Source organism: Aromatoleum tolulyticum, assembly GCF_900156155.1.
In the GTDB taxonomy this organism is placed as follows: Bacteria; Pseudomonadota; Gammaproteobacteria; order Burkholderiales; family Rhodocyclaceae; genus Aromatoleum; species Aromatoleum tolulyticum.
Genome location: NZ_FTMD01000009.1, coordinates 70,208 through 87,233 on the forward strand (window position 1 = coordinate 70,208; position 17,026 = coordinate 87,233).

Annotated in this window: 8 protein-coding genes; 3 read left to right on the forward strand and 5 right to left on the reverse strand. The window is 67.3% G+C overall.

Annotated elements, in window-relative coordinates; genetic code table 11:
- Positions 1 to 182: 182 nt before the first annotated feature.
- Positions 183 to 4,022, reverse strand: coding sequence for a CHASE domain-containing protein (locus BW991_RS14330; RefSeq protein ID WP_076602794.1), 3,840 nt, complete (start codon positions 4,020 to 4,022; stop codon positions 183 to 185).
- A gap of 209 nt (positions 4,023 to 4,231) precedes the next feature.
- Between BW991_RS14330 and BW991_RS14335 the strand changes: the two genes are divergently transcribed.
- Complete coding sequence (locus BW991_RS14335) at positions 4,232 to 7,411, forward strand: error-prone DNA polymerase (protein ID WP_076602795.1); 3,180 nt, start codon at positions 4,232 to 4,234, stop codon at positions 7,409 to 7,411.
- 34 nt (positions 7,412 to 7,445) lie between these two features.
- Here the strand turns inward: BW991_RS14335 and BW991_RS14340 are convergent, their stop codons facing one another.
- Entirely contained in the window at positions 7,446 to 8,693 is a 1,248-nt protein-coding gene (locus tag BW991_RS14340) for a GGDEF domain-containing protein (protein WP_076602796.1), read from the reverse strand.
- Positions 8,694 to 8,919: 226 nt separating this feature from the next.
- Here BW991_RS14340 and pabB point away from each other — a divergent pair, with 226 nt between their 5' ends.
- Complete coding sequence (gene pabB / locus BW991_RS14345; RefSeq protein WP_076602797.1) at positions 8,920 to 10,704, forward strand: aminodeoxychorismate synthase component I; 1,785 nt, start codon at positions 8,920 to 8,922, stop codon at positions 10,702 to 10,704.
- Here the strand turns inward: pabB and BW991_RS14350 are convergent.
- Positions 10,701 to 11,063 (reverse strand): hypothetical protein, encoded by a 363-nt coding sequence (locus BW991_RS14350; protein ID WP_076602798.1) that lies wholly within the window; start codon positions 11,061 to 11,063, stop codon positions 10,701 to 10,703. The genes pabB and BW991_RS14350 overlap by 4 nt on opposite strands.
- Positions 11,064 to 11,312: 249 nt before the next feature.
- On the opposite strand from BW991_RS14350, the gene BW991_RS14355 reads away from it, so the two are divergent.
- A complete protein-coding gene (locus BW991_RS14355) occupies positions 11,313 to 12,584 on the forward strand; it encodes a bifunctional O-acetylhomoserine aminocarboxypropyltransferase/cysteine synthase (RefSeq protein WP_076602799.1) in 1,272 nt (423 codons plus the stop codon).
- An 83-nt stretch (positions 12,585 to 12,667) separates the two neighbouring features.
- On the opposite strand, the gene BW991_RS14360 is transcribed toward BW991_RS14355, so the two are convergent.
- Complete coding sequence (locus BW991_RS14360) at positions 12,668 to 12,991, reverse strand: 4a-hydroxytetrahydrobiopterin dehydratase (protein WP_280174122.1); 324 nt, start codon at positions 12,989 to 12,991, stop codon at positions 12,668 to 12,670.
- A 16-nt stretch (positions 12,992 to 13,007) separates the two neighbouring features.
- Positions 13,008 to 16,781: a DUF748 domain-containing protein gene (locus BW991_RS14365; RefSeq protein ID WP_076602801.1), complete on the reverse strand. Its 3,774-nt coding sequence runs from the start codon at positions 16,779 to 16,781 to the stop codon at positions 13,008 to 13,010.
- Between the last annotated feature and the right edge of the window lie 245 nt (positions 16,782 to 17,026).

Here is a 17,026-nt window from a genome sequence, read left to right on the forward strand (position 1 = left end):
CGCCGGATGGGGATAAGGAGGGACTTTCCCACAACGCGTGTTGCGCAAATGCCTCATTTTTGTGCAGGCACAACATTTCCTTGTGCGTCAGTACCCTGCAGCGCATCCCCACAAGTTGTCCACAAGACTGCCCACGCCGCATGGGGATAAACGCATCGCTGCCGGAAAACACCCTGCCGGCGTCAATCCGCAGTCGCGCATGCCTGACCGGGGAGCGGCCCGCTCGCGGGAGGCGTCTGCGCGGCGGCCTGGAAACGTCCGATCTCGGCGAGCGTCGCAATCATCGCCTCGTCCAGGCGCTCCACCGCCCCACGAGGCTCGGGGTCATCCCTCAAGGCCATCTCGGCCGCGCCGGCCGCGCTCGCGAGGCGCAACAGACCCATCGCACCTGCCGCCCCACGCAATTTGTGCGCAGCGCCGGCAGCGGCCGCCGCATCCCCGCCATGCAGGAAAGCGCCGACCTTGGCGGAGTCCTCACCGTACGTATCGACGAAGCGCTGCAGGTAGGTCGCAAAGGTCTTCGCGTCGCGCCACAGCCTGAGGCCGAGCGCGACGTCGAGCAGAGCCTCGCCCGCGCCGGCCGCGACGGGAACGGACACGGCCGCAGTTGCAGGCGATGTCTTCTTCGCCGTGTAAGCCTGCAAGGCGGATATCAGGTCCTCGGCCGCAAACGGCTTGGACACGAAACCGCTCATTCCGGCCCGCAGTGCCGCCTCATGCTGGTCGTGGAAGGCGCCGGCCGACACCGCGATCACCGGAAGCGCCCGCAGGGCCTCCGATGCACGGATGCGGCGCGTCGCTTCATAACCGTCCATGACCGGCATCTGCACGTCCATCAGCACCGCATCGAAGTCCGCGGGCTGTCGCTCGAGCAGCGCAAGGGCCGCCTCGCCATGCTCCGCCTGCGCAACCAGTGCGCCCTCGCCTTCGAGAATTCCCTGGGCAACCTCGCGGTTGATGTCGCTGTCGTCAACGACGAGCACCCGGTATCCGGCAAGACGGCCCGACTGCGCCGGGGATGGCGCGCGGATCACGCCGCCGCCCCTGCCCGCGACCAGTTCCGCCACCGCTTCGAGCAAGGTCGTGCCCGTTACCGGCTTGGTCAGGACGCGGTCGGCGAAGCGGCTGTCCGGATGCCTGTGCAGCGCTTCCCGGTCGGCCGCCGTCACCATCACGATGACCGGCTGCGCTTCGCTGCCGATCATGACGCGCATGGCGGCGGCCGTCGCCAGTCCGTCCATGCCCGGCATGCGCCAGTCGAGCAGCACGATGTCGAACGGCTGTCCGGCGTCCAGGCGCGTCCGCGCAGCGTCGATCGCCGCCGGGCCCGAATCGGCGAGTTCGGCCGTCCACCCCAGCGCCATCACGATCGCCCGAAGGGTTTCGCGCGCCAGCGGATGGTCATCGACGATCAACACCCGTTGCGGGCGAAGGGCGGGCGGGAGCGCGGCGGGCCTTTCGGCAAGCGCGAACGGCAACTCGAAGTAGAATTCGCTGCCCTGCCCGGGCTCGCTGCGCAAGCCGAGCTGCCCGCCCATCAGTCCGACGAGCTGCCGGCTGATCGCCAGGCCGAGGCCGGTTCCACCGAAGCGCCGGCTTGTCGAGGTATCCGCCTGGCTGAAGGCGGAGAAGATCTCTTCCTGCTTCTCGGGCGGGATGCCGATCCCGGTATCCGACACGCTGAAGCGCAGGCGCAGGCGATCGCCGTCGCGGCCCGCCAGCGCGACACGCAGCGCCACCTCGCCCCGCTCCGTGAACTTGATGGCATTGCTCGCGAGGTTGGTCAGCACCTGCCGCAAGCGCAGCGCGTCGCCCACGAGGAAATCCGTGCCGGGCGGCGGCGGCCAGACTGCGACTTCCACCGGCTTGCCCTCGCACGCATACGCCATCGTGCTCGCCAGTTCGTCGAGCACCTCCGCGAGGCGGAAGGGCTGATGCTCGATGTCGAGCCGATGCGCCTCGATCTTCGAGAAATCCAGGATGTCATTGAGGATGCCCAGCAGCGAACGGCCCGCCCGCTGGATCTTGCGTGCCAGCTCGCGCGCGGCGGGCGGCAGTTCGGCCCGCTCCAGCAGGTATGCCAGGCCGAGCACCGCATTCATCGGAGTGCGTATCTCGTGGCTCATGTTCGCCAGGAACTCGCTCTTGGCACGGCTCCCCGCCTGGGCGAGCTCCGACTGGCGGGTGAGTTCCACGTTCAGCTCTTCCAGGCGGATCTGCGCCTCCTTCAGTTCGCTCACGTCGGAGACCACCGCATACACGCCGCGCACGTGCTCGCCGTCGTGATCCGGAACCAGATGCCACCACAGGTGCTTCACGCCTCCGCGCCGATCGTCGGTCGTGCTCACCTGGAATTTCTGCGGCTGTCCGGCGAGGGCCGCCTCGACGTATGGCCGGCTCGTCTCGTACAGGGAAGGTTCGAAGACGGCGTCCATCGGCGCATTGCTCACCGAAACGGCACGCCTGCCGAGGAATTCCAGCAGCGCGCGGTTCGCGAAGCGGCATCGCAGGCGATCGTCCCAGTACGCGATCATCGTCGGAATGTTGTCGGTGACGGCGCTAAGGAAGCGCTCGCTTTGCCGCAAGGCCTCCTCGTTCTGCCGCTGCTCGGACACGTCGAGCGTGACGCTCACCACCCGCAGTGTTTCGCCCGCCGCGCTCCGCTGTGCCCGCCCGAGCGAGCGGACGATGCGCTCCGTGCCGTCGGGGCGCACGATGCGGAAGCTGGAGTCGAAGGATCCACCGTTCAGGGCGCGGTCGAAGGCTGCACCGACTGCCGCACGATCGCTCGCGGATACGTGCGACAGCCAGTCCTCCACACGCCTCGGGAAATCCTCCGCCGACAGACCGTAGATCTCGAGGAGACGATCGTCCCAGCTCAGGCGCCCGTCTTCGCAGCGGTATTCCGCCACCCCCATCCCGGCAGCTTCGGTTGCGAGCTGCAGCCGCTCGGCGATGCGCTGCTGGCGCGCGCCCTGCTCCACGAGCGCGGCGTGGCGCGCCTCCTCGGCGCTGGCACCGATGCGGCGCTGCACACTCTGCAGATAGATGTGGGCAAGACTCGCAAGCAGCGCGGACAGCGCGAGGATGCCCGCCGCGGACCAGCGCGGATCGGGCAGGTTCAGCGCCTTGTGGAAAGGCGCCAGCGCCCTGACCTCGACGAGCCATTCACGGCCGTACAGCTCCACCGGCAGCTGCCTGACCAACCCTGCGGCCGTCTCCTGATCGCTCCCCGGCGATGCGTAGAAGCGGAACGGCTGCTCGGCGTAAGCGGCGTCGTAGATCGCCACCGCGAATTCGCCGCCGCGAAAATCGAAATCCGCCAGCACCTCATCGATGATCAGCGGCGCATAGACCCACCCCAGCAACGACTTCCAGCGCTCTTCCGGCGACGCGGGCTGGTACCCGCCGCGATAGACGGGCAGGAGCAACAGGAAGCCGCGCTCCGGCTTGCCCGTCGCCTGCACCAGCGTGAGCGGCGAGGTGAGCACGGGCCTTCCGGTACGCACCGCCGCCAGCGCCGCAATGCGGCGGTTCAGTTCGGATGCGATATCGAGCCCGATCGATTCGCGGTTGTTCGCCTCCGGCTCGACGTGCAGGATGACGAAGCGCTCTCCCGCGTGCGGCGCGAACTGCCTGATGCGGAAATCCGGCCTGCCGTCGCTGCGTGCGGCAGCGACGAATTCCGCCTCCTCGGCGGGATCCACGCGGCGGACGAAACCGAAGCCGCGCGCGCCCGGGAATTCCCTGTCGGCCTCGCGCGACTGCGTGTACTGGAGGAAGCGCTTGCGCGGGATCGATTCGCTGCCGGCCCCGATGATCGCGCCGCGCGCGCCCCTCAAGCCGTACTCGAAGGTCTGGAAACGCGCCACCAGCGCGCTGGTGGTCCGGGTGGCGAGAGCATCGAAACGGGCGTTCGCGGTCTCCCGGTTCGTCTCGCCCATCCGCAGGGCGACGGCCAATGCGACGGCAAGGCCGATCAGGATGACCGTCAGGGGAAATACCAGGGTTCGCTTGCTCATCGGCTTACGGCTCCGTCCCTGCACTGCGCTGATCGGCGAGACCGATTCACTGCATGTTAAGCCAAACACATGACATTCGCGCACCCGGATGGCCCTTCAGGTGGGACGGGAGTCACACCGGCGCGTCCAATCGTCATCCGCATCCGGCGTGGGCAGCACATTGCGGCATGCAGTCGGGCAATCCGGCGCATGAAGTTTATACTGTACTTATGTACAGTTACTCAAGCCTTCCTGCACCACCCGGCGAAGCGGGATACGCGGAACTTCACTGCCTGAGCAATTTCAGCTTCCAGCGCGGCGCCTCGCACCCCGAGGAGCTCGCCGCACAGGCGGCCGGGCTGGGCTACACCGCGCTGGCGATCACCGACGAGTGCTCGCTCGCCGGCGTCGTGCGCGCACACCAGGAGATCCGGCGCCAGGCGCTGCCGCTGCACCTCATCGTCGGCACCGAGATCCGCCTCGCCGACGGTCCCCGCGTCGTCCTGCTCGCCACCGACCGCGCCGCTTACGGCCGGCTCTCGCGCCTCATCAGCCGTGGGCGGCGTGCCGCCGACAAGGGCGAATATCGCCTGACCCGCGCCGATCTCGAAGACGGCCTGCCGGGCTGTCTCGCCCTGCTCGTGCCGCCCGAGGGGACTCCGGACCATGCCGCCCTCATCGCGGATGGCTGCTGGCTCGACGGGCGCTTTCCCGGCTCGGCCTGGCTCGCCGTCGAACTCGCCTGCGGGCCGGACGATGCCGCACGGCTCGCGGGCCTGCTGGCGACCGCCCGTGAAGCCGGCCTCCGTCCCGTCGCGGCCACGGGCGCACTGATGCACGAGGCCGCACGACGGCCGCTTGCCGACGTGCTCGCCGCGATCCGTCTTCATGCCACCGTCGCCGAAGCCGGCTCCCGGCTCGCGGCGAACGCCGAACGCCGCCTGCACGAGCGCAGCACCCTCGCCCGCCGCTACCCGCCGGAACTGCTCGCGGAGACCCTGCGCATCGCCGCACGCTGCCGATTCCGGCTCGACGAACTGCGCTACGAATACCCCGCCGAGCTGGTCCCGGACGGCGAAACCCCGTCGGGCTGGCTGCGCCGCCTGGTCGAGGACGGCCTGCGCTGGCGCTATCGCCCGGACGGCGACGCCCCCCCGCGGGTACGCAAACAGATCGAATACGAACTCGCGCTGATCGCCGAACTCGGCTTCGAAGCCTATTTCCTCACCGTACACGACATCGTGCGCTTCGCCCGCAGCCGCGGGATCCTGTGCCAGGGGCGCGGCTCGGCGGCCAACTCGGTCGTGTGCTGGGCGCTCGGCATCACCGAAGTCGATCCCCGGCTCGGCATCATGCTGGTCGAGCGCTTCATCTCGAAGGAGCGCAACGAACCGCCCGACATCGACGTCGATTTCGAGCACGACCGGCGCGAAGAGGTCATCCAGTACCTGTACGCGAAATACGGCCGCGAACGGGCCGCGCTCGCGGCCACCGTCATCCGCTACCGCGCACGCAGCGCCCTGCGCGACGTCGGCCGCGCCCTCGGCTTCCCGCTGGCGCAGATCGAGCGGCTCACGCGCGACCACTTCTGGTTCGACGGCCGCCATATCCTGCCCGAACGCCTGCGCGATGCCGGCCTCGATCCCGACAGCCCGACCGTCCGGCGCCTCGCCGCCCTCACCGAGGAACTGATCGGCTTTCCGCGCCACCTCTCGCAGCATGTCGGCGGCTTCGTCATCGCCCGCGGCCGCCTCGACGAGTTGGTGCCGATCGAAAACGCCGCGATGCCCGAACGCACCGTGATCCAGTGGGACAAGGACGACCTCGACACCCTCGGACTGCTCAAGGTGGACGTCCTCGCCCTCGGCATGCTCTCGGCCCTGCGCCGCGGCCTCGCGCTGATGTCCGCACGGCACGGGCGGGCGTTCACCCTCGCCGACATCCCGCGCGAAGTCGATGCCGTGTACGACATGCTGTCCGCGGCCGACTCCGTCGGCGTCTTCCAGGTCGAATCGCGCGCCCAGATGACCATGCTGCCACGCCTCCGGCCCCGCCGCTTTTACGATCTCGTCGTCGAAGTCGCGATCGTGCGCCCCGGTCCGATCCAGGGCGGCATGGTCCATCCCTACCTCGAAGCGCGCACCCGCCAGGAGCGCGGCGAAGAAATCGACTATCCGCGCCCGGAATGCCGCGATCCCGGCACAGCGCAGGACGACGGCGTGCGCCAGGTGCTCGAACGCACGCTGGGCGTACCGATCTTCCAGGAACAGGTCATGCAGCTCGCCGTGGTCGCGGCCGGCTTCACCCCCGGCGATGCCGACCAGCTGCGCCGCGCGATGGGCGCCTGGCGCCGCCAGGGCGAGCTCGAACGCTACCGCGCGCAACTGCTTGCCGGCATGGCCGATCGCGGCTACCGGGCGGAGTTCGCCGAACGCCTGTGCAACCAGATCGAAGGTTTCGGCAGCTACGGCTTTCCCGAATCGCACGCCGCGAGCTTCGCGCTGCTGGTGTACTTTTCCGCCTGGATCAAGCGCTTCGAACCCGCCGTCTTCCTCTGCGCGCTGCTCAACAGCCAGCCGATGGGGTTCTATTCCCCTTCACAGCTGATCCAGGATGCCCGTCGGCACGGCGTGACAATACGCGGCACCGACGTGCGCGCCAGCGACTGGGACTGCACGCTCGAACCCCAGGACGGCACGAACCTGCCCGCAGCGCGCCTGGGGTTGCGCATGGTCAAGGGGTTCAACGCCGACGCCGCGGCACGGATCGCCGCGACACGCAGCATGCGCCCCTTCGCCGGCGTGGACGATCTCGCGTTGCGCGCCGCGCTCGATGCCCGCGAACTCAGGCTGCTCGCCACCGCCGGCGCGCTGGCGGGGCTCGCCGGCCACCGCCGCCAGGCGCTCTGGCAAGCCGCCGGCGGCCAGCCGGCGGAAGGCATGCTGCATGGCGCGCCGGTGCTGGAGAGCGCCGCGGCAATCGCGCCGCCGAGCGAAGCGCAGGAACTGGTTGCCGACTACGCCCGGCTGGGCTTCACGCTCGGGCGCCACCCCCTCGCGCTACTGCGCGAGCGCCTCAGCGCAATGCGCTTCCTCACCGCCGCGGAAATCTCCGCCTGCCCCGACCGCAAGCTCGCCCGTGCCGCCGGCATCGTGACCTGCCGCCAGCGGCCGGGCACCGCGAAGGGAACGTTGTTCATGACCATCGAGGACGAAACGGGGCTCGCCAACGTGATCGTCCGGCCCGAACTCATCGAACGTCAGCGCCGGGAACTGCTCGGCGCGCGCCTGCTGGGAGTGTTCGGCCAGATCAGCCGCCAGGGCAATGTCACGCACCTGCTGGCGAGTCGCGTCGTCGACCATTCCACGATGCTCGGCGCACTCGACGCACAAAGCCGCGACTTCCATTGAAGACTGCGCACGGCGCCGCCGCGCTCCGCCGCCCTTACTGCACGTCGCCCGGCGGCCCCTTGCGCAGGCAGTCCGTGACCGCCACGACGCAGTTGCGCCCCAGGCCCTTCGCCCGGTAAAGCGCCGCATCCGCTGCCGCCAGCAACTGTTCCAGCTTGTCGCCGGCTTCGAAGCCCGCGAACCCGATGCTCACCGTGACAGCGACGGGCATCCCGTCCGCCCCCGCGATTTCGATGGCCGCGATCTGCTGCCGCAGACGGTCCGCAAGTTCGCGAGCGCCCTCCGGCAAGGTCCCCGGCAGAACGATCACGAACTCCTCGCCGCCATAGCGCCCGACGATGTCGATCTCGCGCACGCTCCCGGCGCAGGTTTGCGCAACCATCCTGATCGTCTGGTCGCCCACGGCATGGCCGTGTTCGTCGTTGATCGATTTGAAATGATCGATGTCCACCATCAGCAGCGCCAGGGGCTGGCCGAATCGCTCGGCCCGCCGCCGCTCCTGCTCCGCGCGCTCGATCAGGTAGCGGCGATTCGCAATGCCCGTCAGGGCATCGACCTGCGCCAGCTGGCGCAGATCCTCCTCGCGGCCCTTGCGTTCGGTGATGTCCTCGCGCACCGCGACGAAATGCGACACCCGTCCGAAACGGTCCCGCAGCGGCGAGATCGCCATGTTCTCCCAATACTCCTCGCCGCTCTTCCTGCGGTTGCACACCTCGCCCCGCCATACGCTGCCTGACAGGATCGTCTGCCACAGGTCGGCATAGACCTCGCTGCGCGTATGCCCGGCGCCGAACATCGCCGGACTGCGTCCGAGGATTTCGCTGCGCGAATACCCCGAAGTCTTCAGGAAGGCCTCGTTCACATATTCGATCCGGCCACGGTTGTTGGTGATCATGATCGCGGCCGGGGCGTGATCGACTGCCGCCTTGTAGGTTTCCAGCGCGTACTCGCTGACCGGGAGTTCCACATGGCTGAAATCCGGCGTCTCGCCACCGGAAAAGTCGCCCCGCGGGGGGAAGGCCGTTCCCGACTCGTCGGAGTCGGAGCCTGCGTCCGCCGGCGCGCCGGCCGTGCGCAGCAGAGGCCACACCGCCCACGCGATGACTACCGCGAGCAGCAACAGGGATACACCGAGGAAAGGAACGAAGATGTTGCCTCCCGTTTCGGCGTCGCCGAGACCGTCGGCTGCGAACACTCCGTCCAGCATCCAGAGCCCCACCGCCGTGAGCGACACGAACGCCACCACCAGGAAGATCGTCAGCGACGTGCGAGGGGAAAGCATCAGCCGTTGAAACCAGGTAAACGAGGAGGATCCGAGCACATACCGCAATGATAGTAGATACCTCTGTAGCAATGCCAAATAAATTATTTCTGAAACCGACCGGGGACTTTGCCCCGCAGAGGCCCCGGCACCGGGAGCAAGCGCCGCGCGCGAACGGCGCGGTCGTTGCGCTAACATGCAGGTCCCCCGAGCGCCTTTCGCAACACCACCCGCAACGCCAGCAGCGATGATCGACTCCACGCACGAATTCGCCCTGTTCGACGACAACCAGCACGGCCAGGGCGACCTTCTCCTGACCGAGCCGGAGGAAACCATCCGCTGCACGGTCGCAGGCGAGCTCGGCGACGCTTTCGAGGCGATCGAGCATGCTCGCCGGCGGGGGAAATGGGTCGCGCTTGCCGCCCGCTATGAACAGGGATACGCCCTCGAGCCCCGCTTGCGGGAGCTGCTGCGCGACGACGGCACCCCGCTCCTGACGGCATGGGTGTATGGCCGGGCCGAATCGCTTTCGCCGGGCGAAACCGACGGGCGCATCGCCGCAGCGCTGGCCCGGCGCGACGAGCACGCACGGCTTGGCGGCCTGATGGACCTCCACCGCGATATCGCGGAGGAAGACTACTGCCGCACCGTCCAGCGCATCCGCGACTACATTGCCGCCGGCGATTGCTATCAGGTGAACTTCACCTTCGCCCTGCGCGGACGGCTCTACGGCTCCCCTCTGGCCCTTTACCGCGCCTTGCGCGCGGCGCAGCCGGTACGGCACGGGGCGCTGATCTGCCACGCCGACGGCGCGATGCTCTCGCGCTCGCCCGAGCTGTTCGTGGAGCGCCGCGGCAATCACCTGCGCTGCCGTCCGATGAAGGGCACCGCTGCGCGGGACAGCGATCCGGCCGCACTCGCATCGTCGGAAAAGAATCAGGCCGAGAACATCATGATCGTGGACCTGATCCGCAACGACCTGGGCCGTCTCGCGCCCAGTGGCGGAGTGCGCGTCGAACGGTTGTGCGAGATCGAGCCCTATCCGAGCGTGTGGCAGATGACTTCGACGGTCGTCGCCGAACCCGTTACGGCGAGCCTCGCGGAGGTGTTCCGCGCGCTGTTTCCCTGCGGCTCGGTTACCGGCGCACCGAAGATACGCGCGATGCAGATCATCCGCGAACTGGAACCCGCACCGCGCGGGATCTATTGCGGTGCGCTGGGATGGATCGCGCCCGATGGCGACTTCCGCTTCAGCGTGCCGATCCGCACACTGGAGATCGGGCGCGACGGCCATGCGCAGCTCGGTCTGGGCAGCGGCATCGTTGCCGATTCGGAACCTGCTGCCGAATGGGCCGAGTCGCTGCTCAAGGGCCGTTTCCTGACCGACCTCCGGCCGGCATTCGGCCTCATCGAAACGCTGCGCTGCGAGCCGGCCGCGGTCGAGCCCTATCCGCTGCTCGCCCGTCACTTCGAACGGCTCGCCCGATCCGCCGCCGCATTCGGTTTCGCGCTGGACGTCGACGCGATCCGGCACGCACTGATCGACAAGGTGACGGAACTGAGCGGGCCGCAGCGCGTGCGGATCGAGCTCGCCGCCGACGGCAGCTTCACGCTATCGGCCGGCGCGCTCGGAGACGACGCGGCGGCGACACCGACCGTCATCGTCTCCCCGCGCACGATATCGAGCGGTGATCTCCTGCTGCAGCACAAGACGACCGCGCGCGAGCTTTACGACACGGAACTGCGCGCCGCGATGGCAAAGGGGCATTTCGACGCGTTGTTCTTCAACGAACGCGACGAACTTGCGGAAGGTGCCCGCACCAACGTGTATCTGGATCTCGGCGCAGACTGCCTGCTCACCCCACCGCTGCGCTGTGGTGTGCTCGATGGGGTGTATCGACGCAAGCTGCTCGACGAGGGGAAGGCACGCGAGCAATGCCTGACCCGGGCGGACCTGTCACGCGCCCGGGCAGTTATGTTGTCGAATGCGGCCCGCGGCCTGTTTCGCGTCGAGCTGGCGAACGCGCCTTAATGAGTGGCGCAGCGCCGGTTTGCGCAGTTGCAGGGCAGGAGGCGCTGTGCATCGTCGGTACACATGCAGTAGTGATTCCCCGTGCCGACGGCGGGCATGCCGGTGGGCTCGCCCGGCTCGAAGTCCTCGATGCGCATCAGCTTGAGAAAGTGCAGTGCAGCGCTCAGGCCGTGGAATACCGTCAGTTCGCCCGAGCCGGCGCACAGCCAGCGACCGTCCATCGAAATCGCATAGCAGGTGCCTTCGCGCGGTCCCACCGCGTGCACCTGGATCTTGCATCGCTCCCGACGCCAGTCGGGGGCCACCGCAAGCTCCAGCCAGGTTGCGACCTTGCCCTGCATTGCCGTTGCAGCGTCCATTGATCTCCCTCCTTTTTTCATTATCCATCCGGGTTGTTGCAACCCGGTGAAATCGTTGTTTTCAACAGCATTTCATATTAGCAATATCCAACTTAGGCGTTCAACAGCGAGATTGCAACTTATTCATACCGACTTGCCCGATTCGGGTATGGTCATAAGCATTTCAGAAATCCGTCTTTTTCAAGCCTCGCACGCTGGCTATACTTTTCCGTCTGCAACCGAACCTCGCCAACCATCCGGGATGAACGCATGAAACTCGAAACGCTTGCCGTGCACGGCGGCTACTCGCCCGATCCGACCACCAAGGCGGTGGCGGTACCGATCTACCAGACGACGTCCTACGCATTCGACGACACGCAGCACGGCGCGGACCTGTTCGACCTGAAGGTGCAGGGCAACATCTACACCCGCATCATGAACCCGACCCAGGACGTGCTGGAAAAGCGCGTCGCGGCAATGGAAGGCGGCATCGCGGCGCTGGCGATGGCTTCGGGCATGGCGGCGATCACCGCGGCGATCCAGACGATCGCCGAGGCCGGTGACAACATCGTCACCTCCAGCACCCTGTATGGCGGCACCTACAACCTGTTCGCGCACACGCTGCCGCAGTACGGCATCGAGGTGCGTTTCGCCGACTACCGCGATCCCGAAGCCTTCGAACGCCTGATCGACGCCCGCACCAAGGCGGTGTATTGCGAATCGGTCGGCAACCCGCTGGGCAACATCACCGACTTCGAAAAGCTCGCGGAAGTAGCCCATCGCCACGGTGTGCCGGTGATCGTCGACAACACCGTGCCCTCGCCCTATCTGTGCCGTCCGTTCGAGCACGGCGCCGACATCGTCGTGCATGCGCTGACCAAGTACCTCGGCGGTCACGGCAATTCGATCGGCGGCATCATCGTCGATTCGGGCAAGTTCCCATGGGCGGAACACAAGGAGCGCTTCAAGCGCCTGAACGAGCCCGATGTGTCGTACCACGGCGTCGTGTATACGGAAGCGCTGGGGCCGGCGGCCTACATCGCGCGAGCGCGCGTGGTGCCGCTGCGCAACATGGGCGCGGCAATCTCGCCGTTCAACGCCTTCCTGATCCTGCAAGGCATCGAGACGCTGGCGCTGCGCATGGACCGCATCTGCGAGAACGCCGTGAAGATCGCACGCCATCTCACCAATCATCCGAAGGTGAGCTGGGTGAACTACGCAGGACTGGAGGAGCACAAGGACTACCCGCTGGTGCAGCGCTACATGGGCGGCCGCGCTTCGGGCATCCTGACTTTCGGCGTCAAGGGTGGCCGTGAAGGCGGCGGCCGCTTCCAGGACGCGCTGAAGCTGGTGACGCGCCTCGTGAACATCGGCGACTGCAAGTCGCTCGCCTGCCACCCGGCGTCGACGACGCACCGCCAGCTCTCGCCCGAGGAACTGGTGCGCGCCGGCGTGACCGAAGACATGATCCGCCTGTCGGTCGGCATCGAGCACGTCGATGACCTGATCGCGGATCTGGATCAGGCACTCGCCGCAGCCTGATCCCCGAGCCGCCCCGGCCGCGGCCGGGGCTCGCGATGCGCCGCCGGTCCGGGCTCGCCCCGGCTCCTGCGGCGCTTCGTTTTTCAGCCTCCCGCCACGACCTGGTCGATGAAGCGGGCGAGCGCGATGTCGCGCTCGCTCAGCCCGCCGGCGTCGTGCGTCGACAGGGTGATGTCGACTCGGTTATACACGTTGAACCATTCCGGGTGATGGTCCATCTTTTCCGCCTTCAGGGCGACGCGCACCATGAAGGCGAAGGCGGCGTTGAAGTCCTTGAAACGGATGCTGCGCGTGATCGCGTCGCGTCCGGGCACGAGCGCCCAGTCGGGCAGCGTAGCGAGCGCGGCGGCACGTTCGTCGTCACCGAGTTTCGGAATCATGATCGTCTCCGGTTGATGAGCACGCACGGGTGCCGCAGCCCCGTCACTTCAGCGAGAACATCGCGCGCCGTGAGGCGCCCTCCTCGCCCGCCTTGTCGCCGCCCGCCGCCTCGACCTTCGGACTGAGCAGGAAGATCCGCTCGGAGGGAACCTTGCCGTCCTCAAGCAGCTTGTCCTTGACGACCTGGCCGCGCTGCAGGGCGAGCTGACGCAGCGCCTCGTCGTCCACCTTGGTGTTGGCGAGGATGAGCGCTTCCATTTCCTCCACCGGCAGATCCTTGAGCAGGCCGATCGCGTTGCGCGGGCGCTTGAAGTCGGCGTCGCGATAGACCTTCCTGAGCCACGTGGCGTACTCCTCCTGCGTCAGCGTCAGCTCGTCGAGCGATGGCGCCTCCTCGCCCTTGCGGACCATCTCCTTGAGCTTCGCCGCCTTGACGCTGCGCTCCATCTGCACGCGGCGGATGCCATCGGGATCGGTGGCGGGGTCGGCGCGGGCAGTGATTTCCAGCTTCAGGGCCGGTCGGTCGGCCAGCGCGCGCGCGAGCGTGGCGACCTTCCCGGTGGTTGCCGGGTCGAGACTGGCGCGACCGGGCGCGAATTCAATATAGGAGAGCTCCTCGCCGCCGCCGAACATCGAGCCGAGCAGCGAGAACGGCGCCGTCAGCGCCTTGCCGATGAGGTTGATGATGGCCTTGAAGACGATGCCGGCTACGCTGAATTCGGGGTCGTCGAGCGAGCCGCCGATGGGCATGTTGAGGTCGATCTCGCCGCGGCCGTTCTTCAGCAGCGACACCGCGAGCTGCACCGGCAGGTCCAGCGCGGTGGGACTGTCGACCTTGTCGCCGAAGGTGAGCTGGTCGAGGAAGACGCGGTTGGTCGCGGTGAGCTTGCGGTCCTCGATCTTGTAATGCAGATCGGCCGACAGCTTGCCTTTCTGAATGCCGTAGCCGACGTACCGGCCGGAATACGCGGAAATGGCGGTGAGTTCGAAATCCTTCACCGACGCGGCGATGTCGAGATAGCGGTCCTGCCGGAAGGGGTTGAGCTGGCCAGCGACGGTGACGGGAGCGGTATTGTCGACCTTGCCGCGCAGGTCGAGCTTGGCGATGGTGGACGGATCCGACGACAGCCCGACGAGCTCGCCCTCCATGCCGGTGAGGTTGGCGTCGTAATTGGGGCGGATGAAGCGGTCGCTGAACTCGATGTTGCCCTGCTTGATCGCGATCTTGCCGATGGAAATCGGCGGCGGCGGTTCGCTGGGCGGCGCGACCGTCGCTTCGGCCTTGCCGGACGCGGCCGGCGCCGGAGCGGACGGCGCTTCGCCTGCCGCCGGCGCGGTGGCGGGCTGCGCGCCTTCGGGCGTGTCGCGATGACGGATCTCGCGCAGGTTGAGCCGGCCCTGTTCGTCGAGGATCAGGCGGGTGTAGAAGTCGTTCAGCGAGATCTCGTTGACGGCGACTGCGAGCGGCGCGAGGCGGAAGTCGATGCCGGTAACGGCGAGCTTCTTCCAGCGCAGGAAATCCGCCGCATTCGCCTTGTCGATGGACGCGAAGTTGTCGACCCCGAAATCACCGCGAAAAGTCGCCTTGAGGCTGCCGTCCCGCGCCGGCTCGAAGGCCAGCTTGCCGCGCGTGCTGAGGTTGCCACGCGAGATGGCGATATTGAGTTGTTCTACGACATACGGTTGCAGCGGGAGGAGGTCGACGGCCTTCAGGTCGAGGTTGAGGTCGCCCTTGAGCGGTTCCATGCCGACGACGCCCTTCACGCCGACGCTACCGCGCTTATTGACGCGTGCTGCAAGGTCGAGCTTCGCCGTCGAGCCCTTCACCGTGCTGATGCCCTCCGCGCCAAGCTTGATCGCCTCGGCAAGCAGCACGATGGGCGTGCCCTGGGTGCGGTCCTCGAAGCGCGCCGACCAGTCGTCGAGCGCGAGCTTGTTCACGGTCACGGCCCAGGGCTTGGCTGCCCCGTCATCGTCCGACGGCGACTTGCTGCCCTTCGCCGGCTTCGCTGCCTTGGCCGACTTCGCGGCGGGTTCGGCCTTTGCCGGCCTGACCTCGCCGAGGAGTCCGAGGACATCGAGCTTGCCTTCCTTGTCCCTGACCGCCGCGAAAACGGCACCGTTCGATTCGACGCTGCCGACGCTCACGGCGCGATCGGCCGGCACGACCTTGACGTCGTTCGCGGCAAAACGTGCGAGCTTGGCGACGGACTGTTTCTGACCCTTGAGGGCGAGCTCGAATTCGCGCAGCACGAGCGCTTCGGCAAGCAGGTCGATCTGCGGCTCGTCGCCGGCCATCTTCACCTTGTACTGCACGGTCGCGTCGGCGCGGCCGCCGCGGACATCGCCGCCCGGAATCTGCGCACCGTAGTAAGGCAGGTAGCGCGAAACGAGGAAGTTCTCGGCGGCGACACGCCCCTCGACTTCGAGCGGATTGAGACGCACGCGGTCGCGGTGGCTGCTCTTTTCACCGGCGTCGGTGGCGAAGTCGAGGGCGAGTTCGGCGACGGCGTCCGACGCGGTGCTGAGGTTGCGCGCCTCGAACTGCAGGTCCTTGATCTCGGTGCGGAAAGGTTCGCCGCCGCTGTCCGGCCCGCCGGCGGCGCGGTCTTCGACGCGGAGCGTCGCGCCGGTGATCTTCGCGTGGTCGAGGGTGAACACCAGCGGCTCGGGAGCAGCCGGTGCCGCCCCGGGGGGCGCGGTAGGTGCTGCGTCCGGCGCCGCTTGGGCGCCCGCTTCAGGCGCGGCTGCAGCGGGTTTGTCCGCTGCAGGCGGCGGCAGGATTTCCTGGAAGTTCAGGCGTCCGTTGGCGAGGCGCACGACGTTCACCGTCGGCTGCCCGATTTCGAGGCGGTCGAAATGGAACTTGCGTGCGAGCGGCTGCACGTCGGCAAGTCCGAGCGAAAGCGTGGGGATGCCGAGCAGTGGGGCGCCGTTCGCGTCCTGCAGCGTGATCGCGGCGAAATCGACCGAACCTTTCAGCACAACTTTGGGCGTTTCGTCGGCGGCCTGCGAAAAGGCGAGTTCGAGATCGGTCGATACGCGCCCCTCGGGTAGGCGGAATCCCGACTTGAAAGGCAGGTAGGCGGTGTAAGGCGTGAAGTCGAAGCCGTCGAGCTTGAGCTCGAGGATGGTGTCGCGGTCGTTCGCGAACGGACGGGTGCGTCCGACGAGTTGCAGCGGACGCCCGTTGATGTGCGCGGAGACGACCGGCTCGATGAAGAGTTCGATCTTGACCGGCAGATTGGAGACGAAGGGCATGCCGATGGTGAGGTCGGTGATCTCATTCTTGACCCCGACCAGCCGGTCCTCGACGAACACCGCGCCATCGACGAGCTGGATGTTGTTGAGCGAGAACAGCGCCGGCTTGTCGTCCTCCGGTTTCGGACGCGCGGCGAGCCGCTCCAGCACGTCGCTCCAGCTATGGCGGTTTTCGTCGAGACGCACGAAATTGACGCGCGGCGCCTCCACGCGTATCTCGCGCAGCACGGGGGCACCGCGGAAGATCGACTCGCCTTCGAGGTTCGCATACAGCGAGCGGAACGAGAACGCGCCGGGCTGCCCGTCGGCCTCGGCAATGTCGAGCCCCGTTGCGGTGACCGACAGCGCAAACGGGTTGATGTCGATGTCCTGGATGGTGATCTGGCGGCCGAGCACGTCGGATGCGATCTTCTGCCCGAAATGCCGCACCAGCGGGGGGGCGGCCAGGAAGCCGAGCACGGCGATCACGAGGACGGTGCCCGCCGTCCACTTCGCCAGACGCTTCAGCCGGGCAGGATCGAATCGCGAACTGCGTGCCTGTACCTCAACCGACATTCACTGCCTCCAGAAGAATTCCACGTGACAGGGCCGCCCGTTCGGCCCATGACATCAATCTAGCAGGCTGGCGCACGGGTGTGAATCGCAGCCGCGCCATTCCTCGATCTTGCGCCTCTTGATTGTTGGCGGCGTGGCGAAAAATGTTTCCGGATTTCATTGCCATCGCATCGGTCGCGCCGCCGGCCGGACCGGCTCCCCGCGGCGAATTGATTGGACACACGAACGGTTTGACACGCATCAAG